The 22,226-nt window shown below is 70.0% G+C and carries 16 protein-coding genes and 1 pseudogene; 9 read left to right on the forward strand and 8 right to left on the reverse strand.

Annotated elements, in window-relative coordinates:
• Positions 1-30: 30 nt before the first annotated feature.
• Together ACZ6ZP_RS08335 and ACZ6ZP_RS08340 are read left to right on the forward strand one after the other, a co-directional pair.
• On the forward strand, positions 31-963 hold the full coding sequence (locus ACZ6ZP_RS08335; protein WP_469406062.1) for a hypothetical protein: 933 nt from the start codon (positions 31-33) through the stop codon (positions 961-963).
• A 105-nt stretch (positions 964-1,068) separates the two neighbouring features.
• Positions 1,069-1,678 (forward strand): annotated as a pseudogene (locus tag ACZ6ZP_RS08340) (ISKra4 family transposase); the annotation flags it as partial.
• A gap of 168 nt (positions 1,679-1,846) precedes the next feature.
• Here the strand turns inward: ACZ6ZP_RS08340 and ACZ6ZP_RS08345 are convergent.
• Entirely contained in the window at positions 1,847-3,022 is a 1,176-nt protein-coding gene (locus ACZ6ZP_RS08345) for a magnesium and cobalt transport protein CorA (RefSeq protein WP_469406064.1), read from the reverse strand.
• Positions 3,023-3,198: 176 nt separating this feature from the next.
• On the opposite strand from ACZ6ZP_RS08345, the gene ACZ6ZP_RS08350 reads away from it, so the two are divergent.
• On the forward strand, positions 3,199-4,545 hold the full coding sequence (locus ACZ6ZP_RS08350) for a winged helix DNA-binding domain-containing protein (protein WP_469406065.1): 1,347 nt from the start codon (positions 3,199-3,201) through the stop codon (positions 4,543-4,545).
• A 16-nt stretch (positions 4,546-4,561) separates the two neighbouring features.
• Here ACZ6ZP_RS08350 and ACZ6ZP_RS08355 read toward each other — a convergent pair whose 3' ends face one another.
• Complete coding sequence (locus tag ACZ6ZP_RS08355; protein ID WP_351158740.1) at positions 4,562-5,209, reverse strand: LysE family translocator; 648 nt, start codon at positions 5,207-5,209, stop codon at positions 4,562-4,564.
• 142 nt (positions 5,210-5,351) lie between these two features.
• Positions 5,352-6,158, reverse strand: coding sequence for a helix-turn-helix transcriptional regulator (locus ACZ6ZP_RS08360; protein WP_361472079.1), 807 nt, complete (start codon positions 6,156-6,158; stop codon positions 5,352-5,354).
• A gap of 178 nt (positions 6,159-6,336) precedes the next feature.
• On the opposite strand from ACZ6ZP_RS08360, the gene ACZ6ZP_RS08365 reads away from it, so the two are divergent.
• From ACZ6ZP_RS08365 to ACZ6ZP_RS08375, 3 genes are all read left to right on the forward strand, one after another.
• Positions 6,337-8,028: an AMP-binding protein gene (locus ACZ6ZP_RS08365; protein WP_469406068.1), complete on the forward strand. Its 1,692-nt coding sequence runs from the start codon at positions 6,337-6,339 to the stop codon at positions 8,026-8,028.
• A 182-nt stretch (positions 8,029-8,210) separates the two neighbouring features.
• Complete coding sequence (locus ACZ6ZP_RS08370) at positions 8,211-10,013, forward strand: ABC transporter ATP-binding protein (protein WP_469406070.1); 1,803 nt, start codon at positions 8,211-8,213, stop codon at positions 10,011-10,013.
• On the forward strand, positions 10,010-11,725 hold the full coding sequence (locus ACZ6ZP_RS08375) for an ABC transporter ATP-binding protein (RefSeq protein ID WP_469406071.1): 1,716 nt from the start codon (positions 10,010-10,012) through the stop codon (positions 11,723-11,725). The genes ACZ6ZP_RS08370 and ACZ6ZP_RS08375 overlap by 4 nt, the downstream gene beginning before the upstream one ends.
• 85 nt (positions 11,726-11,810) lie before the next feature.
• On the opposite strand, the gene ACZ6ZP_RS08380 is transcribed toward ACZ6ZP_RS08375, so the two are convergent.
• Positions 11,811-12,494 carry a TetR/AcrR family transcriptional regulator gene (locus ACZ6ZP_RS08380; RefSeq protein ID WP_351158751.1) on the reverse strand — a complete coding sequence of 228 codons (684 nt, stop codon included), beginning with the start codon at positions 12,492-12,494 and terminating at the stop codon, positions 11,811-11,813.
• A 207-nt stretch (positions 12,495-12,701) separates the two neighbouring features.
• Between ACZ6ZP_RS08380 and ACZ6ZP_RS08385 the strand changes: the two genes are divergently transcribed.
• Complete coding sequence (locus ACZ6ZP_RS08385; protein ID WP_469406074.1) at positions 12,702-14,366, forward strand: AMP-binding protein; 1,665 nt, start codon at positions 12,702-12,704, stop codon at positions 14,364-14,366.
• On the opposite strand, the gene ACZ6ZP_RS08390 is transcribed toward ACZ6ZP_RS08385, so the two are convergent.
• The 3 genes from ACZ6ZP_RS08390 to ACZ6ZP_RS08400 all read right to left on the reverse strand — a co-directional run bounded on the left by ACZ6ZP_RS08390 (position 14,344) and on the right by ACZ6ZP_RS08400 (position 17,531).
• Complete coding sequence (locus ACZ6ZP_RS08390; protein ID WP_366463665.1) at positions 14,344-14,967, reverse strand: GNAT family N-acetyltransferase; 624 nt, start codon at positions 14,965-14,967, stop codon at positions 14,344-14,346. The genes ACZ6ZP_RS08385 and ACZ6ZP_RS08390 overlap by 23 nt on opposite strands.
• Positions 14,968-15,755: 788 nt before the next feature.
• On the reverse strand, positions 15,756-16,553 hold the full coding sequence (locus ACZ6ZP_RS08395; protein WP_383817423.1) for a hypothetical protein: 798 nt from the start codon (positions 16,551-16,553) through the stop codon (positions 15,756-15,758).
• Between the two features lie 24 nt (positions 16,554-16,577).
• Positions 16,578-17,531 carry a serine/threonine-protein kinase gene (locus ACZ6ZP_RS08400; protein WP_469406076.1) on the reverse strand — a complete coding sequence of 318 codons (954 nt, stop codon included), beginning with the start codon at positions 17,529-17,531 and terminating at the stop codon, positions 16,578-16,580.
• 262 nt (positions 17,532-17,793) lie between these two features.
• On the opposite strand from ACZ6ZP_RS08400, the gene gcl reads away from it, so the two are divergent.
• On the forward strand, positions 17,794-19,581 hold the full coding sequence (gene gcl, locus ACZ6ZP_RS08405) for a glyoxylate carboligase (RefSeq protein WP_351158763.1): 1,788 nt from the start codon (positions 17,794-17,796) through the stop codon (positions 19,579-19,581).
• Between the two features lie 67 nt (positions 19,582-19,648).
• Positions 19,649-20,227, forward strand: coding sequence for a YdeI/OmpD-associated family protein (locus tag ACZ6ZP_RS08410; protein WP_469406078.1), 579 nt, complete (start codon positions 19,649-19,651; stop codon positions 20,225-20,227).
• 485 nt (positions 20,228-20,712) lie between these two features.
• On the opposite strand, the gene ACZ6ZP_RS08415 is transcribed toward ACZ6ZP_RS08410, so the two are convergent.
• Positions 20,713-22,170, reverse strand: a complete 1,458-nt coding sequence (locus ACZ6ZP_RS08415) for a catalase (RefSeq protein WP_351158766.1) — start codon at positions 22,168-22,170, stop codon at positions 20,713-20,715.
• Positions 22,171-22,226 lie beyond the last annotated feature (56 nt).

Genomic DNA, 22,226 nt, shown 5'->3' on the forward strand with positions numbered 1-22,226 from the left:
CGGCACGGCGTACAGGGGAGCTGACACGGCATGAGAACGAAGAGCGCAGCGGCGTGGGCGGTAGCGGTGCTGATGCTCGGCGCAGCCGTCGGCGGCTGCGCCGAGCAATCGGTCGGGGGACCGTCCGGCAGCAGCGCGAAGCACACGAAGTCCCACCGCGAACCGGAGGACAAGCCTGATTCACGGGTCGTCGAGGACGACGACGACCACACCGTCCTCGAACTGTCCGACGGCCGGCAGGTGTCCCTCCGCTTCACTCGCCGCGGCCTGGAGGCACAGCATCGCGACACCTCTGACGACGCCTGGTCCGCCCGGAAGACGGTCTATGAGACCGGCACCGAACCGTGCCACGGCATCAGGGCAAAGGCGTACCGGGACACCGTGTGGCTCGCGGCCGGCTTCGGCGTGTACTGCAGGGACGGCGAAGAACCGCAAGAGGTGATCGCGGCCGTCGCCACCGGGGACCTCTCCTCCTGGACCACCGACCCGACCAAAAACACCATCGCCTGGCCGAAGGCCCGCATCCGCGACGGTGGCGCCCGAGTGGACTTCGTCGATCCCAGCATGCTGGAAACCACCACGCTGACCTGGCGCAAAGGCTCCGGATTCGCCGAGGTGGCCACGGAATACAAGCCCATCCACCCCTGGTTCGTGGGCCGGTGGCGAGCCAGGGACGGCAGCCAGCAGCTGACCCTCCACCAGGTCGAGTCGGGCAGACGCGCACGCGTGGTCATCGAGTCCCGCACCGGCCCGCGATGCAAGGGCAGCGCCGTTGTCTCCGGCATCGACCAGCACGATCTGTCCATGAGCAACTTCAAGCTCGATCAGGGCACCAGGACCGTCAACTGCCCGCCGGAGGAGACCGAGTACTCCTTCGACGTGAAGTCCTCGGACGGCCCGCTGCGCCTACGCAAGATCGGCAACCACCCGAAGACCGTCCTTACCTATGAGCGGGCGGGCTGACGTACGACTGCGCATGAGGGGCGGCGGCGTGGTCGGGTCTCTACCGTGTGGGTGGAGGAGGCGACGCTGATGGGGTCGTTGATCGGGGAGTTGGAGGCGTGGGAGGCGGCGGCCCAGGCCCGCGACCGCGACCACGTGCGGACCTGGGGCGTCCTGGTCGACGGCGCCCGCCACCAACTCGACCCGATCCGCGCCGAAGCCGACCGGCGCGGGATCACCCTGTAGGTCCTGCTCGACATCGTGCACGTCAGCGAGTACGTCTGGGCTGCCGCGCACAGCTTCCACCGGTCCGGCACCCCGGCAGCCGAAGCCTGGGTCGCCGGGCATCTGGCCACGATCCTCCACGGCCGGGCCAGCCGCGGAGATCACCGCGCAGGCGGAGCGGGCCGGCCTGCGCGGAGCGAAACGCGAAGCCGCAGCCACCTGCGTCCGGTACCTGGGCGGCCACCTTGACCAACTCTGCCACGAGACCGCGTTGGCCGAGGGCCGGCCGATCGCCACCGGCCCGATCGAGGGCGCATGCAGGCATCTCATCGGCGACCGTCTGGAGATCACCGGGGCAAGGTGGGGGCTGAGCGGCGCCGAGGCCGTCCTCAAACTCCGGGCGGTGAAGGACAACGGTGACCTCGACGCCTACTTCGCCTTCCATCTCGCCCGCGAGCACGAACGGCTCTATTCCACCTCTGACCAGCACGACTACGACCTCACGGTCTGAACCGCAGGCGTCTCCCGGGGAGAGCTACACCCAACGGCGAATGACGTGCGGCGGGTGATGGCCCGCTCCCCAGCGCCGCGCATTCTCCCCAGATTCTCCCCAGGGGGCCGGGAGAGCCCTTCTGAAACCTTCGCGTACGCGAAGTCGAGCAAGCTTACTGGCTCCCCGCTACAGCCAGTCCCGCCGCTTGAAGATGAAGTACAGGCTCACGCAGACCACTGCCATCAGCCCGATCGCGAACGGATAGCCGAAGGCCCAGTGCAGCTCCGGCATCTCGTCGAAATTCATTCCGTAGATCGTTCCCACCAGCGTGGGTGCAAACAAAATGGCCGCCCACGACGAGATCTTCTTGATCTCCTCGTTCTGTTCGAAACCCGCCTCCGCCAGCGCCCGCATCTCCGCGTTCTGCTGCTGCGTGACGAGTGTGGAGTTGACCGTGAGGATGTCCGTCAGGGCCTGGCGGAAGCCGTCTACTCGCTCGCTGGTGTGGGTGACGTGGTCGGCGACGTCGCGCAGGTAGCGCTGGAGTTCCTCGTCGGTGCCGTACTTGGCGAAGCCCGCCATGAGGGAGTGCAGCATCGCCACCAGGGGGCGGGTCGCGCGCTGGAACTCGACCATTTCCCGGGAGAGTTCGTAGATGCGCCGCGAGACCTCCGGGTCGCCCCCGAAGACCTCGGTCTCGATCTCGTCGATGTCGTTCTGGACGCCGGCCACGACCGGGGCGTACCCGTCGACCACCGCGTCCAGGATCGCGTACAGGACCGCCTCCGGGCCGAGCTTGAGGAGCTCCGGGCTCTCCTCCATGCGGCGGCGTACGGCGGTCAGGTCCGGTGCGGCGCCGTGGCGCACCGTGATGACGAAGTCGGGCCCCACGAACACGTGCAGCTCACCGAAGTCGACCTCCTCCGAGGCGTCCAGGTAGCGGGCCGCGCGCAGGACGACGAAGAGGGTCTCCCCGTACCGCTCCAGCTTCGGCCGCTGGTGGGCCTCCATCGCGTCCTCGACGGCGAGCTCGTGCAGGTCGAACTCGGCTGCCAGGGAAAGGAGTTCCGCCTCCGTCGGCCGGGCGAGGCCGATCCACGCCATGCCTTCCCGCTGCTCGCGCAGCTCCCGGAAGGTGTCGGCGAGGGAGGAGGGCGTCGCGACGCGGACCCCGTCCCGGTAGAGCGCGGCCTGTACGACGCTCGGGGCGTCCGCGGGTGCGGAGGGGGAGGGGGACGCGGGCGTCGCCTCGGGGATTCCAGCGTTCCCGTTCCCTGCGGCCGAGGCGGCCTTGGCGGGGATGGTGCGCCGCCAGCCGTGCCTCTTCGCGCTCGGTGCGGGCCGGGGCCGGCGCTCCGCCATGTTGGCTGCCTCCGATGTCGGGTGAGGTGTGTTGGTGTCAGTTGGTGTCGGACGAAGTCGAACGTCTGTCTTGACGGCTTCTGCGCAGGATATACGTCCCAAAAGGCGCGACCGTGGCGACATCTCGACACGTTTGCGGACAGCTGGTGTCCGCAAGTCCCGCTAGCGTGCGGAGCATGACGAAGACGCAGGGAACAGCGGGTGCGGCGGGTTCGGCGAGCACGCAGGGGACGGTGAGTGCGGCGGGTTCGGCGAGTACGCGGGGAGCTACGCAGGGGACAAAGAGCGCCAAGCCGAAGGCTGCTCGCGCGAGTGCCCAGTCGCGCCCCGCCCCCGCCCCCGTACTCAGCACCCGCGCACTCAACCGCGCCACCCTCGACCGTCAGCTCCTCCTGCGCCGCTCGGCCGGCCTCTCCGTCGAGGGCGCCGTCACCCACCTCCTCGGCCTTCAGGCGCAGAACGTGAAGCCGCCCTACTACGCGCTCGCCGCCCGGCTCGAAGGGTTCGACCCGGAGGATCTGTCCGGGCTGCTGGCCTCGCGCGACCTCGTACGCATCGTCACGATGCGGTCCACCATCCATCTGCACACCGCCGACGACGCCCTCACCCTGCGCCCGTTGGTGCAGGCGGCGCGCGACCGTGAGCTGCACGCCTTCCGCAAGGGGCTGGTCGGCGTCGACCTGGGGGAGCTCGCCTCGATCGCCCGCGCCGCCGTCGAGGAGGAGCCCCGGACCATGCAGCAGCTGCGGGAGATCCTCCTGCCCCGCTGGCCCGACGCCGACCCGCAGTCGCTCGCCGTCGCCGCCCGCTGCTCGCTGCCGCTGGTCCAGGTCACCCCGCGCGGTCTGTGGCGGCGCAGCGGGCAGGTCGCGCTCACCACCGCCGAGCACTGGACCGGCCGCCCGAGCGAGCCGGTGCCCGCGCCCGACGCCACCGTTCTGCGCTACCTCGCCGCCTTCGGGCCCGCGTCCGTCAAGGACATGCAGATCTGGGCGGGCCTGACGCGGCTGAAGGAGGCATTCGAGCGGCTGCGGCCCCAACTGCGTACGTTCCGCGACGAGAGCGGCGTCGAGCTCTTCGACCTCCCCGACGCGCCCCGCCCCGACGCGGACACCCCGGCTCCGGCGCGCCTCCTGCCCGAGTTCGACAACCTCCTCCTGTCGCACGCCGACCGCAGCCGCGTCGTACCTCCCGAGTACAAGGGCCGCACCTGGAAGGGGAACTTCTCCTACAACACCTTCCTGGTGGACGGCTTCCTCGCGGGCGTGTGGCGCGTCGAGGAGAGCAAGAGCACGGGCAAAGGCACGGGCACGGGCAAGAGCGCGGGCAAGGGCTCGGGCAAGAGTGCGGGAGAGGCCAAGGGTCTCGCCGTCCTCACCATCGAGCCGTTCGGCACCCTGACCAAGGCGCAACGGCACGAACTGACGGACGAAGCCGCGCGGTTGCTGAGCGGCCCCATGAGTGGCCCCATGAGCGGGTCGAGCGCGTACGACATTCGCTTCGGCACGGTTATCGAGCGCTGACCGGCGTCGGCAGGCCTCAGTCCGCCCGCCCCGTAGCCGCCACCGTCACGCCCAGTCCGATCATCGTGACGCCCCCGGCTCCGCCGATCAGGGAAAGGCGGCGGTCCGAGCGGGCGAACCAGGAGCGGGCCGCTGAGGCGGTCAGGCCCCACAGGGTGTCCGTGATCAGACCGATGCAGATCGGGACGAGCCCGAGGAGAAGCATCTGCGCGGGCAGATGGCCCGCCGAGCGGTCGACGAACTGGGGCAGCACCGCCGCGAAGAACACGATGCCCTTCGGGTTCGTCACGCCGACGAGAGCGCCGTCCATGAGCGTTCGCAGGTCGGTGCGCGCCTCTGCGGGGGAAGCCGTCCCGATGGACTGCGCCCGCATCTCCTTGCGGTGCCGGAAAGCCTGCACGCCGAGGAAGACCAGGTACGCGGCCCCCGCCAGCTTCACCGCCATGAACACCGCGGCCGACCGTTCGACGAGCGACCCGACGCCGAACGCGACCGCGAGCACCAGGACGTACGACCCGACGACATTGCCGAGTGCCGTCGCCACCGCGGTGCGCCGGCCGTGGGCGAGCGCCCGGCCGATCACGAACAGGACGCTCGGTCCCGGGATCACGATCACCAGCAGTGACATCGCCGCAAAGGCGAGAAAACGGTCAGTGGACACCATGCCCATCACCCCCTCCAGGCCCATTCAATCCGTCGCGGGCCCGCGACGTAAGGCGCTCGCCAAAGCGTTAGCCAAAGCGCTCGCCAAAGCGTTAGCCAAAGCGCCCGCCATGGAGCCGTCATGGAATGGCGCGCTCCGGGGATCACGGCAGCAGTCCCGCCCGCCGCGCCGCCACCACCGCCTCCAGCCTCGTGTGCGCCCCCAACTTCCGCATGGCCGCCCGCAGATACCCCTTCACCGTCTCCGGCCGCAGCCCCAGCCGCTCCGCCGCCACCGCGTTCGTCACACCCCCGGCCACGCACGCGAGGACGTCCACCTCGCGCGGAGCGAGGGACACCGACCGCTCACGGCCCGGCGGCAGCGTGGCCGCCGACGCCAGTCGGCCGCAGACCGCCAGCATCTCCGCCCGCAGCACCGGGTCGGCGATCCGTGGGGCCAGACCCCGGAGCGCACGGTGCGCCTCGCGGACCTGCTCCCAGGCGGGCCCGGCGCCCGGCTGCGGCTCCCGCGCCGCCACGATGAGCGCCTGCACCTCGTCACGCACGACCAGGGCCTGCTCCACGTCCCGCGCCGCCGCCACCGCCGCCGACAGCGTGCGGTCGCCCAGCGGCTGGGCCGAGCGCAGGGCCCCGTACAGGACGCCTCGCACCTTGCGGCGCACCACCACCGGCACCGCGAGGACCGAGCGCAGGCCCTCCGCGGCCACGGCGGAGTCGTACTCGTGGCTGATGTGGCGCGAGTCGTGGTAATCCGTGACCGCGCAGGGGCGCGAGAGCGCGACCGCCTTGCCGCCCAGGCCGTTGCCGGACGAGACCGCGAGCCCGCACAGCGCACGCGTCCCCGTGCCCGTCAGCTCGCCGATCCGCACGTGCCGCTGCCCCTCGACGAGGCCCCCGAAGGCCACCGGCAGGCCCGTGCCGCGCCGCAGCCGCAGCAGCGCGGCCCGCATCTCGACCGCCTCGCCTCCGTCAGCCGTCACGCGCACGCCCTTTCACCTCGGGACACCCCCGTCCGGGGGTGGTGAGATCCGCATCACGAATTACACGATGCTACGTAGCGTCCGGCAATGACTCCGGCGAAGAGCCCGGCACGGTGCCGGGCACCGGACCGGCGACGAGGAGAGCGCGATGACGACGACGGCCACCAGCGGCACGGAACAGTTCCGGGCGGCGCGGGACTTCCTGCTGAAGCACCGCGAGGACTACGAGGCGGCGTACGAGGGTTTCGCCTGGCCGCGGCCCGAGCGGTTCAACTGGGCGCTGGACTGGTTCGACGTCATCGCCGCTGGAAACGACCGCACGGCCCTCCACATCACCGAGGAGGGCGGGGGCGAACAGCGTTTCAGCTACGCCGAGTTGTCGGCGCGCTCGAACCAGGTGGCCAACTGGCTGCGGGCGCACGGCGTCGTGGCCGGTGACCGGATTCTGGTGATGCTCGGCAACCAGGTGGAGCTGTGGGAGACCGCGCTCGCCGCGATGAAGCTGCGCGCGGTGATGATCCCGGCGACGCCGCTGCTCGGAACGGTCGATCTGCGGGACCGGATCGAGCGGGGCAAGGCACGGCATGTGATCACCCGCGGCGAGGACGTGGAGAAGTTCGACGGTGTGCCGGGTACGTACACCAGGATCGTGGTCGGGGAGGGGTCCCCGCGCGAGGGCTGGCTGGCGTACGCGGACACGGCATCGGCCGCTCCGGACTTCGAGCCGGACGGCGTCACGGCAGCCGACGACCCGCTGATGCTGTACTTCACGTCGGGCACGACGTCGCAGCCGAAGCTGGTGGAGCACACTCATGTGTCGTATCCGGTGGGCCACTTGGCGACGATGTACTGGATCGGGCTGAAGCCAGGCGACGTACACCTGAACATCTCCTCGCCGGGCTGGGCCAAGCACGCCTGGTCGAATCTCTTCGCCCCGTGGAACGCCGAGGCGACGGTCTTCATCTACAACTACACGCGCTTCGACGCGGGCGGCCTGATGGCGGAGATGGACCGCGTGGGCGTCACCAGCTTCTGCGCGCCGCCCACGGTGTGGCGCATGCTGATCCAGGCGGACCTGGGCCAACTGCGCACGCCGCCGCGGGAGATCGTGGCGGCCGGCGAGCCGCTGAACCCCGAGGTGATCGATGCGGTGAACCGCGCCTGGGGCGTGACGATCCGGGACGGCTTCGGCCAGACGGAGACCGCGGTCCAGGTGGCCAACTCCCCGGGCCAGCGCCTGATCCCCGGCTCCATGGGCCGCCCGAGCCCCGGCTACCGGGTCACGCTCCTCGATCCGGTCACGGGCGAGCCGGGCGTGTCGGAGGGCGAGATCTCCCTGGACCTGTCGGCGCGGCCGGTCGGCCTGATGACCGGCTACCACGGGGATGCGGAGCGTACGGCCGAGGCGATGGCGGACGGCTACTACCGCACGGGTGACATCGGCTCGCTCGACGCCGAGGGCTACCTCACCTATGTGGGGCGGAGCGACGACGTCTTCAAGTCCTCCGACTACAAGGTGTCCCCCTTCGAGCTGGAGAGCGCGCTGCTGGAGCACGAGGCCGTGGTGGAGGCCGCGGTCGTGCCCGCGCCGGACGCGCTGCGGCTCGCCGTCCCGAAGGCGTACGTCGTGCTGGCCAAGGGCTGGTCGCCGGGCGACGAGACGGCGCAGGCGATCTTCGAGTACACCCGGTCGGTGCTGGCTCCCTACAAGCGCGTCCGGCGCATCGAGTTCACGGAGGAACTCCCCAAGACCATCTCCGGCAAGATCCGGCGGGTCGACCTGCGGGAGCGGACGGCTGAGGGTTCGTCGGAGGAGTGGCTGGAGCGCGGCAAGAGCTGACTCCTCGGTGCGCCCTCCTGACTCCCCGCTTCCCCCTGCTACTCCTCTACCCCTCCTGACTCCCTGCTGAGCTGCTGCTGACGTCCTGTCAGTGCGGCGCCGGACGCTGACGGTTGCTGACCCCTGTCCCCCGGGTTCGGAGCCAAGTACAGTAATATTCGTACGCGTACGAAAGGGGAGTGATGAACGCGATCGATTCGGTCGGGGCGGGTACGGATGCGGGGGAGCGGTCCACGGCATCCTCAAGTTCCGAATCCGTCGGGGAGCAGAGCCTGTCGAGGCTGCTGCGTCCTCATGTCCGGAGTCTCGCGGCCGTCGCGATCCTTCAGGTGATCGGCGCTCTCGCGGGTCTGATGCCCCTGCTCGCGGTCGTCGAACTGGGCCGCACCCTGCTGGCACCGGGCCCGGTCGACGAAGACCACGTCTGGGCGGTCGTGTTCGCGGGTGCGGCCGGTCTGTTCGTGCGGCTGCTGTTCACGGCCGCGTCCTCGGGACTCGGGCACGTGCTCGACGGCCAGGCGCAGCTGACCTTCCGTCGGCAACTGGCCGCGCACCTCGGACGCGTGCCGATCGGCTGGTTCTCCCGGCGCAGGACCGGCGAGCTGGCCAAGGTGGTGGGGGAGGACGTGAGCGCCGTGCACCCCCTCATCGCCCACGCGCCCGGCGAGCTCGTCTCCGCGTTCGTGGTGCCGCTGGCCTCACTGGTCTATCTCCTCACCATCGACTGGCGGCTGACGCTGATCACGCTGATCCCGGTGGTGATGGCCATCGCGCTGGTGCCGCTGCTGATGCTCCCCGCCAGGATGCGCGAGCAGGAGGAGTTCGACGCGGCCATGGGGCGGATCGCGAGTTCCGTCGTCGAGTTCGTGCAGGGCATCTCGGTGGTGAAGGCGTTCGGCGGATCCGAGCGCGCCCACGGGAAGTTCCTCACCGCCGTGGACGATTTCGTCGGCACCTTCTTCCGGTGGGTGCGCGGCATGTCCCTCGTCGCCGCCGGGATGCAGCTGGCGCTGTCGCCGCCGTTCGTGCTGCTGGTCGTCCTGATCGGCGGTACGTCCCTGATCACGTCCGGAAGCATGGCCCCGACCGACCTGCTGCCCTTCCTGCTGCTCGGCCTGGGACTGACCGCTCCGGTGGCGGCACTGGGCCACGGCTTCGACGACATGCAGGCCGCGGGCCGTGCGGTCGGCCGGATCAAGGAAGTGCTCGAGGTCGAGCCGCTGCCGGAGCCCGCGCGCCCGGTGGCGCCCCAGGGGCACCGGATGGAACTGCGTGACGTCCGCTTCGGCTACGAAGAGGATCGCGAGGTGCTGCGCGGGATCGACCTGGTGCTGGAGCCGGGGACCTGCACGGCGGTCGTCGGGCCGTCGGGCAGCGGCAAGTCCACCCTCGTGCAGCTGCTGCCGCGCTTCTTCGACCCGACCCACGGCTCGGTCGTCCTCGGCGGTGTCGATCTGCGCGAGATCGGCAGCCGACAGCTCTACCGCATGGTCTCCTTCGTCTTCCAGGACGTCCGCCTGCTGCGCGCGTCGGTCGCGGACAACATCGCGCTCGCGGTGCCGCACGCCGAGCGAGACGACGTGGTGCGCGCCGCCCGGCTCGCGAACATTCACGACCGGATCCTCGAACTGCCGCACGGGTACGAGACGGTGATCGGCGAGGGCGTCGAGCTGTCGGGCGGCGAGGCCCAGCGGATCTCGCTCGCCCGCGCGCTGCTGGCCGACACACCCGTCCTGGTGCTCGACGAGGCGACCGCCTTCGCCGACCCGCAGACCGAACAGGCGATTCGCCAGGCCCTGGCGACGCTGGGCGGCGACCGGACGATCATGGTCATCGCCCATCGCATGGAGACGGTCTTGGACGCCGACACCGTCGTGATGCTGGAGAACGGGTCGGTCGTCGAGCGCGGCGCACCCGCCGAACTGCTCACGCGGGACGGGAAGTTCACCGCGTTCTGGCGATCCCAAGGAGGCGATCCCCGATGATCCGGACGCTGCTGCGCGTGCTCGGACCCGAGTACGCCCGGGCGATGCGCCGCACCGTGGCCCTGATGACGATCACCGCGGTGGCCGAGGGCCTTTCCTACGCGCTGCTGGTTCCGGTGCTGCGGGAACTATTCGGCGGCGCGCCCGACGACGCCGTGCCGTGGCTCGTCGCGTTCGGGGCGGCGGTCGCGGTCTACGCCGTGCTGCGCTACGTCAGCGATCTGTCCGGCATGCGCGTGGGGACCACGATGCTGCACGGCATGTACTACCGCCTTGGCGAGCATCTGGCCCGGCTGCCCATCGGCTGGTACAACGCCGGACGGGTCGGCGAGGTGTCCGTCATGGCGAGCCGCGGCCTGCTCCAGGCGATGGGCGTGGCCGCGCACCTGCTGGCACCGTTCGTCTCCGCCCTGGTGACCCCCCTGACGATCGTCGCCGTGATGATCGCCTTCAACTGGCAGCTGGGATTGGCCGCGTTGGCCGCCGCTCCCGTCGTGGCCGCGATCCAGGTGTGGACCGCACGCTCGATGGCCGGCACCGACGCGGAGCGCCACGAGCGGGACAAGGAGGCCTCGGGCCGCGTCATCGAGTTCCTCCAGGCCCAGCCGGTGCTGCGAGCCGGCGGCCGGACCGGGGAACGCTTCGCGCTGCTCGACGACTCGCTGCAGGAGGTCGAGCACGCGTCCCGCCGTACCGTCCTCGCGATGCTGCCCGGCGCGGTGGGCCTGACGCTCACGGTCCAGGTGAGCTTCACCGCGCTGCTGGCCCTGGGCGCCTCGCTCGCGCTCGGCGGGAGCATCGGTGCGGCGGAGGTCCTGACGATCCTGGTGCTCGCGGCCCGCTGCGCCGATCCGCTGCTTTCGCTGTCGGACATCGGCGGCAAACTCCGCGGCGTGCGGTCCGAGTTGGAGAGGCTCGACAAGGTCCTGCGCACCGAGCCGCTGCCGGAACCCCGCGAACCGGTCGAGCCGGTCCACCATGACCTGGCGTTCGAGTCCGTCACCTTCCGGCACGGCGACCGCACGGTGTTCGACGACGTGTCGTTCTCCGTGCCCCAGGGACAGCGGCTGGCCGTCGTCGGACTGTCGGGTGCGGGCAAGAGCACGCTGCTCCAGTTGCTCGCGCGGTTCTACGACGTGGACACGGGCGCGGTACGCGTGGGCGGTGTGGACGTGCGGGAGATCGACACGGCGGAGCTGATGGCGCGGATCGCCATCGTCTTCCAGGACGTCCACCTCTTCGACGGCACCATCGAGGAGAACGTGCGCCTGGGCCGTCCCGACGCCGACGAAGCCGACGTCCGGGCGGCGGCGACCGCGGCCCGGCTCGACGAGGTGATCGAGCGACTGCCCGGCGGATGGGCGGCGAACGTCGGCGAGGGCGGCGCACTGCTGTCGGGCGGTGAACGCCAGCGCGTCTCGATCGCGCGGGCACTGCTGAAGAACGTGCCCGTCGTACTGCTGGACGAGGTGACCTCGGCCCTCGACCCGGTGAACGAGACAGCCGTCCACGAGGGCATCGAGCGCCTGATGGCGGGGCGGACCGTGGTGATGGTCGCGCACCGGATGCGGACCGTGCAACGTGCCGACCGCGTCCTTTTCCTGGAAGGCGGCCACATCGTGGAGGAGGGAAGCCACGACGAGCTTGTGGGCCGAAGCGGCCGCTATGCCGACTTCTGGAACATTTCCATGGCGCCGGTGGCCAGTGAATGAGTTGATTGAGTTGATTGAGTTGATTGAGTGGGCACGCTGATCGGTCCTTTGCCGTGGGGCCAGCCGCGTATTTCCAGTCGCGTATTTATCGGTCTTCCGTGGTCTCGTCCGACCGCAGCAGTCCGTCGATGATCGCCGTAAGGCCCTGCCGATGCGTGTCACGGGCGTTGAGTTCGGCCCATCGACCGGCGACCGTCGCCAGATGGGGGTGCGTGCCGCTCGTCAGGCCGGCGACGACCTCGTCCTCATGGCTCGGTCCGGTCGTCTTGCCGCGTCGGCGCTCTCCGTTCACACGGATGACCAGGTCGCCGACGATGGAGAACCAGATCGTGCGGTAGATGTATACGGCCTGTTCCGGAGTGTGGCCGTAGTCCACCGCGGCGCCGATCATCTCCTCGACGAACCAGAGGGCCGAGGGGGCGACGAGGTCGGCGCCGGTCAGCACCTGGACGATCCACAGCCGGTCGGACAGCAGCTCGTAGAGCAGGATCGACACCGTGATCAGCCGCTCACGGGGATCCTCCGGAAGCTCCGGGCGGGGAACGCTCTTCGCCTGATTCTCCATCAGGAGCAGGAGCAGTTCATCCTTGTCGCGCACGTGGTAGTAAAGCGCCATGGGTGCGCTGTTCAATTCGTTCGCCAGGCGCCGCATCGAAATCTTTTCCGCGCCCTCGGTCTGAAGAATGCGATCCGCCGCGGCGATGATGGCATCGAGAGACAAATGAGGCGGCCGGCCGACGGCCTTTGTGCGGGGCTTTCCTGCGGGCATCTGGTCCTCCGTGCTGGTCGGCAGATTCTAACATTCCGTACCTGTGGACAATCCGCGCCGGATATAGGTGCGTTCTTGCTCTATTTGAAAAGGTGTCATGAAAAGAGGTCGTGAGATGTGCGGGATCGCGCGTAAGGGTCGACGCGGCGCTGACCTGCGGGTCACACTTGACGCCGTGCTTCGCAAGGCCCGCTCAGGGAGCAGCTCATGGATGTGGTGACAGGTGTGCCGGAAACGCGAATTTCGGTGACCGAACTGTCGTATGCGCACGGTGTCAGTACGACGCCGCTGCTCGGTGACACCATCGGACGCAACCTCGACCGGGCGGTCGAGGCCTGGCCGGAGCGGGACGCGCTGGTGGACGTGGCGGCGGGGGCACGCTGGACGTACGCCGAATTCGGCTCCGCCGTCGAGCAGTTGGCGCGGGGCTTCATGGGGGCCGGAGTCGCCAAGGGGGACCGGGTCGGCATCTGGGCGGTGAACTGTGCCGAGTGGGTGCTCGTGCAGTACGCCACCGCGCGGATCGGCGCGATCATGGTGAACATCAACCCCGCTTATCGGGCACATGAGTTGGAGTACGTGCTCAAGCAGGCCGGGGTGACGGTCCTGGTCGCATCGCAGTCGCTCAAGACGAGCGACTACCGGGCACTGGTGGACCAGGTGCGGCCCGCCTGCCCGGAGCTGCGGTCCGTCCACTACATCGGGGACGGCTCGTGGGATGAGCTGCTGGACGCGGCGGGGAGGGTGAAGGTCGGTGAACTCGCCGCCCGCGAGGCGCAGTTGAGCTGTGATGACCCCGTCAACATCCAGTACACCTCGGGCACGACCGGCTTCCCCAAGGGGGCCACGCTCTCCCACCACAACATCCTCAACAACGGCTACTGGGTGGGCCGGACGGTCGGCTACACGGAACAGGACCGGGTCTGCCTGCCCGTGCCCTTCTATCACTGCTTCGGCATGGTGATGGGGAACCTGGGCGCCACGTCCCACGGCGCCTGCATCGTCATCCCGGCCCCGTCCTTCGACCCGGTCGCCACGCTGCACGCGGTGGAGCGCGAGCGCTGTACGTCGCTGTACGGGGTGCCGACGATGTTCATCGCGGAACTGAACCTCTCCGACTTCGGTACGTACGACCTGAGTTCGCTGCGCACCGGCATCATGGCGGGCTCGCCCTGTCCGGTCGAGGTGATGAAGCGGGTGGTCGCCGAGATGCACATGGAGGAGGTCTCCATCTGCTACGGCATGACCGAGACCTCCCCTGTCTCGACGCAGACCCGGCGCACGGACGATCTGGAGCGGCGGACCGGCACGGTGGGGCGCGTGCTGCCGCACATCGAGGTGAAGGTCGTCGACCCGGCCAGCGGCGTGACGCTGCCGCGGGGCACCTCCGGCGAGCTGTGCACGCGGGGCTACAGCGTGATGCTCGGCTACTGGAACGAGCCGTCGCGTACGACGGAGGTGATCGACGCGGGGCGCTGGATGCACACGGGTGACCTGGCGGTGATGCGTGACGACGGCTACGTCCAGATCGTCGGCCGCATCAAGGACATGATCATCCGGGGTGGCGAGAACATCTACCCGCGCGAGATCGAGGAGTTCCTCTACGGACACCCGAAGATCGCGGACGTCCAGGTGGTGGGGGTGCCGGACGAGCGGTACGGAGAGGTCCCGCTGGCCTGCGTGATCCTGCGGGACGCGGAGGGTCCGGAGGGTCCGGAAGGCCCGCTGACACTGGAGGAGCTGCGGGCCTTCTGCGAAGGGCAGTTGGCGCACTACAAGATCCCGGCCGGGCTGCGGATTCTGGAGAGCTTCCCCATGACGGTGTCGGGGAAGGTGCGGAAGATCGAACTCAGGGAGCGGTACGGGGCGTAGTGCCGGCGGGGGCGAGGTCGCGGCGCATGGCCACGCGGGGCCAGCGGTCGAGTCCGAGCTCGGCCTCGTGGGCGCGGATCTTGCGTAGGCCCGGGGTGAGTTCGGCTTCGGCGAGCACGCGGAATCCGATGCGGGCGTAGTACGGGGCGTTCCAGGGGACGTCCGCGAAGGTGGTCAGGGTGAGGGCTTCCCTGCCCTCTTCGCGGGCGCGGTCCGCGGTGTGCTCGATCAGGGCCTGGCCGATGCGGTGGCGCGCCGCTCGGGGGTGGACGGAGATCTGCTCGATGTGCTCCGCGGTGTCCACGGGTTCGCTGATGAGGTACGCGATGGGGGTGCCGCCGCTCTCGCCGTCCTCGCCAGTGCGGTCTTCGCCAGCGTCGCCTGTGCCTGTGCCTGTGCCTGTGCCTGGGCCTGCGTCTTCGCCTGTGCCGGTGGCCACCCAGGCTCGGCCTGCGCGGCGGAACTCCTCCAGGAGGTCGATGCCGGGCGGCTCGTCATCGGCGATGGCCTCCATGCCCAGGGCGCGGAAGGGTTCGCCTGCGGCGCGTTCGATGTCCTGGAGCGTGGGGAGGTCGGCGGGGGTGGCCCGGCGGATGCGCATCCGCCGAGTATGCGGCTTGCCGGCCGGCGGCTGCGGGTATTTCTGTCCCGCCGCTTCGCGACGGATCTTTCCCACCCACCCACCCGATCACCCCGCAGCGAGGAGGTCACCCGACGCCCGTGGGGGCAGGGGCCCGCAGCGGCCAGATCGGTCGTACCGGTGGGACGAGTTCCCTGCAGCGGCCAGCTCGCCCGTGTGGGTTGGGGGCCTGTAGTGACAGCTCGCTCGCGGCGGATCACCTGTGCTGGTGGGGGCCTTTGCCTCGCGGAGGCTGGGTGGCCTGTGCCGGGTGGGGGCCCGCGGCGGCCGGATGGCCTGTGGTGGTGGGGTGGGTTCTCTGGAGCGGTCGGATCGGGTGTGCCGGTGAGGGGGATTCGCTGCAGTGGCCGGGTGGCCGGGTGGCCGGGTGGCCGGGTGGCCGGGTGGCCGGGCGGCCTGTGCCGGGTGGGGTATCCCCGCGGCGGCCGGATGGCTTGTGCTGGTGGGATGGGGTCTCTTGAGCGGTGGGTTCGGGTGTGCGGGTGGGGGGATCCCTGCGGCGGCCGGATGGCTTGTGCTGGTGGGATGGAGTCTCTGGATCGGTCGATTCGGGTGTGCCGGTGGGGGGGGGGCTCCCCGCAGCCGTCGGATTGTCTGCGTCGGTGGGAGGGGGTTTCCTGCCGTGGGTGCCGTGGGTGCCGTGGGTGCCGTGGGTGCCGTGGGTGCCGTGGGTGTGTTGGTTGGGTCCGCAGTCGGGGGTGCCCGTGTCGGGGGAAGTGGCTTCTCGTCGCCGGTGGCTTCGGTGGGCGCTAGGTGCCCGTGGCGATCAGTTCGTCCGCTGCGTTGTTCACCGGCTGGGGTGTGCCCGTCAGGTCGATGACGAACAACGGGATGGACAGGGCGTCCGCGCGGGTGCGGGCCGGTTCCTCGTACCCCGCGAGGGAGAAGCAGACGCAGCTCACGGATTCGGTCATCGCGGTCAGCCATACGCACTCCACGTCACGGAGCGTCGTCGGCTGCACGGACGGCTCGATCAGCGCGATCATGCCCCGCGCCGCGACCCGCACCCCGGAAGGCGCCCGCTTGACCGCTCCCCGGATGTCCCCGTACCCCAGCCACCGCAGGTACAGCGCTGCCACCGTCACCGCGTCCCGCGCCGTGCGGACCGGCACCGGCTGGAAGGCGGGCCGAGGCGTCGGAGCCGTCCGGGGCAGGGAGATGTGCGCCGGGGCTTCCCGGGCTTCCGGGGATTCGGGGGCGTCCCTGGTCTCCGGGGCCTCCGGGGGCTTCGGTGTTTCCGGGGTCTCCCGAGCCGGAGTCTGCGGTGTCGCCGACGGCGCCTGCACCGCTCGGACCGGGATGCGCAGCACCGCCCCGCACCCGCACCCCAGCTCCGGCTGCGGCCACTGGTCCCGGCGCCCGCACGTCCGGCACCGCACGGTCACCCACTCCTCCGCCCACGTCCGGTCCGTCACCGGTGTCACCGTCGCGCCGCGCGCCACCGGCGGTACCACGGGGGCGCCGCACGCGCAGGGGTAGGAGGGAGGGGCGTACACATGCTCGCGCCGGCAGATCGGACACCGTACCGGGACGCCGCTGTCCGTCATCACCCTCACCCGTCACCGTAACCGTCACCGCTCGCCGGTTCGTGACCTCCATCGTCCACCAAGTGGGCCTGCCACGGCAGGCAGTTGAGCCAAGAACAGCGTGCCCGCCAGAGTCAGGGCCCGGCGGCGGCTGCCCGGCAGGGGAAGGCCCGCCATGCGCGCGACGGTGCGTGGGGCGGGCCTGGCCGTGGGGTGCCCGGCGAGGCAGGCGGTGATGAGGGGGAGCAGCTCCCTCGGAACGTCCGTGAGGGCGGGGCCGTCATCATCAGTGCCGCCGCCTTCGCCCCCTGCGGCGAAAGGAGCGCGGCCCGTCGCCGCGAAGGCGAGGACCGCTCCGAGGGCGAAGACGTCCGCGGGAGGCTTGGCCACCGCGCCCTCCGCCAGGAGCTCGGGTGCCGTGTATCCCCGTCCTCCCCTGTACTCCACGTACCCGGCGTACCCGGCGTACCCGGCGCACGCCCCCGTTCCGAAGTCGACGACGCGGGGTCCGTCGGCGGCCAGGAGCACGTTCGACGGGCGGAGGCCCCCGTGCACGAGGCCCGCCCGGTGGACGTCGTCCAGCGCCCCGGCGAGCGAGCTCGCCAGGACCCGCAGTTCCGCCGTACCCAGTGGTCCGCCCATGTCCCGCACCCGTGCGGCGAGCGTCGGCCCGGGGACGTACTCCGTGGCGAGCCAGGGCGTCGCGCCGTGCGGATCGGCGTCGAGGAGGGCCGCGATGTGACGGCCCCGCACCGCGCCGATCGCGTGCACCTCGCGGGCGAAGCGCGTGCGGAACCCCTGGTCACGGGCGAGGGAGGCGTGCACCACCCGCAGGGCGGCCGCGCGCCCCGTCCCGTCGTGCGCGAGGAGGACCCGCCCGAGGACCCCCTGCCCCAGCAGCGCCCCGGCCGTCCAGCGCCCGTACCTCTGCCGGTCCTGCCTGCCCGGCCCGGCGGGCGGCCCCTGCCCGGCGGGCGACGCATCCGGTGAACTGGCCACGGGTGACCCCCCGATGGTGTGGCCCGAATTCAATGCGAATTCAACGACTGGGACGCGCCCCTCGGTCAGCCCGGTTCCCGGACATCTCTTGACGGTCTCCACCGCACCCGCCTACATTGCTTCCATATAGCAGAACATACTTTCCACAATGCGGAAACAGAAGCTCACCGCGGGGCGCGACGGGAGCCGGATCCGCCAGCCGTATCCGTCAGCCGAATAGCTGATGAAGCTGTCGAAGCTGTTGTCGAAGCAGGAGAACCCCATGGCCCGTATGACCGCTGTCCGTGCGGCAGTTGAGATCCTCAAGCGCGAAGGCGTCACCAACGCGTTCGGTGTGCCCGGCGCGGCGATCAACCCGTTCTACAAGGCGCTCCAGGAGGGCGGTGGCATCGACCACACGCTCGCCCGGCACGTCGAGGGTGCCTCGCACATGGCCGAGGGCTACACCCGCGCCAACCCCGGCAACATCGGCGTCTGCATCGGTACGTCGGGCCCGGCGGGCACCGACATGATCACCGGTCTGTACTCCGCGACCGGCGACTCGATCCCGATCCTCTGCATCACGGGCCAGGCGCCGACGCACCTGCTCCACAAGGAGGACTTCCAGGCCGTCGACATCGCGTCGATCGCCACGCCGGTCACCAAGATGGCCGTCACGGTCCTGGAGGCCGCGCAGGTCCCCGGCATCTTCCAGCAGGCGTTCCACCTGATGCGCTCGGGCCGCCCGGGTCCGGTCCTCATCGACCTGCCGATCGACGTCCAGCAGACCGAGATCGAGTTCGACATCGACACGTACGAGCCGCTGCCGGTCTACAAGCCGTCCGCGACCCGCGCCCAGATCGAGAAGGCGATCACGTACCTGGTCGAGTCCGAGCGTCCGCTGATCGTCGCCGGCGGCGGCATCATCAACGCCGACGCCTCCGACCTCCTGGTCGAGTTCGCCGAGATCACCGACACCCCGGTCGTCCCGACCCTGATGGGCTGGGGCACGATCCCCGACGACCACGACCTGAACGCGGGCATGGTCGGCCAGCAGACCGGCCACCGCTACGGCAACGCCACGTTCCTGGAGTCGGACTTCGTCCTGGGCATCGGCAACCGCTGGGCCAACCGTCACACCGGCTACAAGCTGGACGTGTACACCCAGGGCCGCAAGTTCGTGCACGTCGACATCGAGCCGACCCAGATCGGCAAGATCTTCGCGCCGGACTACGGAATCGCCTCCGACGCCAAGGTTGCCCTCGAACTCTTCGTCGAGGTGGCCAAGGAGCTCAAGGCCGCCGGCAAGCTGCCCGACCGTTCCGCGTGGGTCGCATCCCACCTGGAGCGCAAGGAGACCCTCCAGCGCCGCACGCACTTCGACAACATCCCCATGAAGCCGCAGCGCGTCTACGAGGAGATGAACAAGGCCTTCGGCCCGGACACGCGCTACGTCACCACCATCGGCCTCTCGCAGATCGCGGGCGCCCAGATGCTGCACGTCTACAAGCCGCGCCACTGGATCAACTGCGGCCAGGCGGGCCCGCTCGGCTGGACGATCCCGGCCGCGCTCGGCGTCGCCACCGCGGACCGCGACACCCCGGTCGTCGCCCTGTCCGGCGACTACGACTTCCAGTTCATGATCGAGGAGCTGGCGGTCGGCGCGCAGCACCGCATCCCGTACGTCCACGTCCTGGTGAACAACGCCTACCTGGGCCTGATCCGCCAGGCCCAGATCGGCCTGGACATCAACTTCCAGGTCAACCTGGAGTTCGAGAACCAGAACAGCCCCGAGCTGGGCGTCTACGGCGTCGACCACGTCAAGGTCGCCGAGGGCCTGGGCTGCAAGGCCATCCGCGTCACCGACCCGAACGAACTGGGCGCCGCCTTCGAGCAGGCCAAGAAGCTGGCCCAGGAGCACCAGGTCCCGGTCGTCGTCGAGGCCATCCTGGAGCGCATCACCAACATCTCCATGAGCCCCACGGCCGACATCAGCGCGGTCAAGGAGTTCGAGGAGATCGCCACGGAGCCGGGCCACGCGCCCACCGCCATCCGGCCGTTGAAGGTGTGACGTCGCGCTGAGCGCCTGAAGGGGCGGTCCACCCGTGGGGGGTGGACCGCCCCTTTATCTTGGGCGGATGGAATCGCTCGCTGATCTGAAGGTCATGACCTGCGCGGGCCGGGCCGAGTTGGAGGCCTGGCTGGACGAACACCACGACAGCTCGCCGGGCGTCTGGGTGAAGCTCGCCAAGAAGGGTTCGGGGGTGCCCTCGGTGACGGCCGCGGAGGTCAACGACACGGCGCTCTGCTACGGCTGGATCACCGGCCACCGCAAGGCGTACGACGACGTCTTCTACCTGCAGAAGATCACCCCTCGCCGCCCGCGCAGCCTGTGGTCGAAGGTGAACATCGACCGCGTCGAGGAGCTGACCGAGGAGGGCCGCATGCGCGAGCCGGGCCTCGTGGAGGTGGCCGTGGCGCGGGCTGACGGACGCTGGGCGGCGGCCTACGAGTCGCAGCGCAACGCCACGGTCCCGGACGACCTGGCGGCGGCGCTCGCGGTGAGCCCGGCGGCTCGCGAGACCTTCGAGGCCCTGGGCAAGTCCGACCAGTACGTGGTGTTGCACAGGCTGATGACGGCGAAGACCCCCGCCACGCGAGCCGCCCGCCTGGAGCGGATGGTGGCGAAGCTGGCTTCGGGCGAGAGGGTGCGCTGAGGCCAGTCTGCCCCTGCGGGTGCGTCGCGGTCGCTCGCGCAGTTCCCCGCGCCCCTGAAGGGGCTGCCGGTGGGCGCCCCTTCAGGGGCGCGGGGAACCGCGCGCTCAGCCAAGACGCAGTCGCAGACAACAAAGAACGCCGAGCACGGGACCGTCCGTACTCGGCGTTCTGGTTGTTGCCGTCCGACCGCGCGCGACTGGCGGAACATGCATACGCGCTGCCGGACGGAGTCATAGGGGTCCAAGGCCCAGGGGCCAGGAAACGGCTGGGACCGCGGCGGCTGCGAATGGACCGGCGGAGTTCTCCTCCCTCAGGTCGAGAGGAGAGCCGTCTGACCTTTACCACCGCACTGGCTCGCAGAGCCGCCGCGGTCCTCATCCGGCCCGGTTCACCACGGGACCACCCCTCATCCGGGTCCGTGATGGTGCGGGCGCAGCACCGGGAAACTGACCTCCCGTCAATTCCCCGGCGCAGTCAGGGGGTTCTAGTCCTCGCGCAGGGCGCGGACGGCTTCCTCGACGCGCTTGCCGTACTCGGCGTCGGCGGCGTGGAAGTGGGCGAGGTTCTTCTCGATGACGTCGTCACGCGTGACCTGCGAGAGGCCACCCGCGATGTTCGCCACCAGCCGGGCCTGCTCGTCGGCCGACATCAGGCGGTAGAGCTCACCCGCCTGGAAGAAGTGGTCGTCCTTGGTGTGCAGCGGCGCCTCGTGCGTGCCCGTGTGGCCGCTGACGGCCAGCGGGGCGGACAGCGGCTGACCGGTCTCGGCCGGGCCGTCGTACGAGTTGGGCTCGTAGTTCTTGCGGTCGCGGCCGTACGCGTTGGACGCCATCAGGCCGTCACGGCCGTAGTTGTCGGCGGTGGTCGCCTTCGGCGCGTTCACCGCGAGCAGCGTGTGGTTGACGCCCAGGCGGTAGCGGTGCGCGTCCGCGTAGGCGAACAGGCGGCCCTGGAGCATCTTGTCGGGGGAGGGGCCGATGCCCGGAACGAAGTTGTTCGGGGAGAAGGCGGCCTGCTCGACCTCGGCGAAGACGTTGTCGGGGTTGCGGTCCAGGACCAGGCGGCCCACGCGCTGCAGCGGGTAGTCGCTGTGCGGCCACACCTTCGTCAGGTCGAACGGGTTGAAGCGGTAGTCGGCCGCCTCGGCCGCCGGCATGATCTGCACGTGCAGCGTCCAGGACGGGTTCACGCCGCGCTCGATGGCCTGGAGCAGGTCCGTCTGGTGCGAGTTGGCGTCCTTGCCCGCGAGCTCGGCGGCCTGGTCCGACGAAAGGCTGCGTACGCCCTGGTTCGTCTTGAAGTGGTACTTCACGAAGAAGGCCTCGCCCGCCTCGTTCGTCCACTGGTAGGTGTGCGAGCCGTAGCCGTTCATGTGGCGGTAGGACGCGGGGATGCCGCGGTCGCCCATGAGCCACGTCACCTGGTGGGTCGCCTCGGGGGAGTGCGCCCAGAAGTCCCAGACGTTGTCCGGCTCCTGCTTGCCCGTGAAGGGGTCGCGCTTCTGGGAGTGGATGAAGTCGGGGAACTTGATCGGGTCCTTGATGAAGAACACCGGGGTGTTGTTGCCGACGAGGTCGTAGTTCCCCTCCTCGGTGTAGAACTTCAGCGCGAAGCCGCGCGGGTCACGGACCGCGTCCGCGCCGCCGAGGCTGTCGGCCACCGTGGAGAAGCGCAGGAACGTCTCGGTGCGCTTGCCGACGGTGTTCAGGAAGTCGGCCGAGGTGTACGCGGTGACGTCGTCGGTCACCTCGAAGTAGCCGTACGCGCCGGAACCACGCGCGTGCACCACACGCTCCGGGATGCGCTCGCGGTTGAAGCGGGCGAGCTTCTCGAGGAGGTGCTGGTCCTGGAGGAGAAGCGGGCCACCGACGCCGGCGGTGGCGGAGTTCTGATTGTCGGCGACGGGAGCGCCGGACTCGGTCGTGAGCACACGCTTCGACATGGTGGCGAGGGTGACCTTCCGTACGGACTGCTGAAACTGCTGAGGTGACGCGAGCG

Source organism: Streptomyces sp. NPDC054047 (assembly GCF_055585065.1).

Bases quoted from the DNA above. Each gene is read 5' to 3' on its own strand.
- gcl (WP_351158763.1), top strand. From the start codon at position 17,794: ATGGCCCGTATGACCGCTGTCCGTGCGGCAGTTGAGATCCTCAAGCGC.
- ACZ6ZP_RS08355 (WP_351158740.1), bottom strand. From the start codon at position 5,209: ATGGTGTCCACTGACCGTTTTCTCGCCTTTGCGGCGATGTCACTGCTG.
- ACZ6ZP_RS08345 (WP_469406064.1), bottom strand. From the start codon at position 3,022: ATGGCGGAGCGCCGGCCCCGGCCCGCACCGAGCGCGAAGAGGCACGGC.
- ACZ6ZP_RS08335 (WP_469406062.1), top strand. From the start codon at position 31: ATGAGAACGAAGAGCGCAGCGGCGTGGGCGGTAGCGGTGCTGATGCTC.
- ACZ6ZP_RS08395 (WP_383817423.1), bottom strand. From the start codon at position 16,553: ATGACGGACAGCGGCGTCCCGGTACGGTGTCCGATCTGCCGGCGCGAG.
- ACZ6ZP_RS08350 (WP_469406065.1), top strand. From the start codon at position 3,199: ATGACGAAGACGCAGGGAACAGCGGGTGCGGCGGGTTCGGCGAGCACG.
- ACZ6ZP_RS08370 (WP_469406070.1), top strand. From the start codon at position 8,211: ATGAACGCGATCGATTCGGTCGGGGCGGGTACGGATGCGGGGGAGCGG.
- ACZ6ZP_RS08380 (WP_351158751.1), bottom strand. From the start codon at position 12,494: ATGCCCGCAGGAAAGCCCCGCACAAAGGCCGTCGGCCGGCCGCCTCAT.
- ACZ6ZP_RS08375 (WP_469406071.1), top strand. From the start codon at position 10,010: ATGATCCGGACGCTGCTGCGCGTGCTCGGACCCGAGTACGCCCGGGCG.
- ACZ6ZP_RS08360 (WP_361472079.1), bottom strand. From the start codon at position 6,158: ATGCGGGCCGCGCTGCTGCGGCTGCGGCGCGGCACGGGCCTGCCGGTG.
- ACZ6ZP_RS08365 (WP_469406068.1), top strand. From the start codon at position 6,337: ATGACGACGACGGCCACCAGCGGCACGGAACAGTTCCGGGCGGCGCGG.
- ACZ6ZP_RS08390 (WP_366463665.1), bottom strand. From the start codon at position 14,967: ATGCGCATCCGCCGGGCCACCCCCGCCGACCTCCCCACGCTCCAGGAC.
- ACZ6ZP_RS08410 (WP_469406078.1), top strand. From the start codon at position 19,649: ATGGAATCGCTCGCTGATCTGAAGGTCATGACCTGCGCGGGCCGGGCC.
- ACZ6ZP_RS08385 (WP_469406074.1), top strand. From the start codon at position 12,702: ATGGATGTGGTGACAGGTGTGCCGGAAACGCGAATTTCGGTGACCGAA.
- ACZ6ZP_RS08415 (WP_351158766.1), bottom strand. From the start codon at position 22,170: ATGTCGAAGCGTGTGCTCACGACCGAGTCCGGCGCTCCCGTCGCCGAC.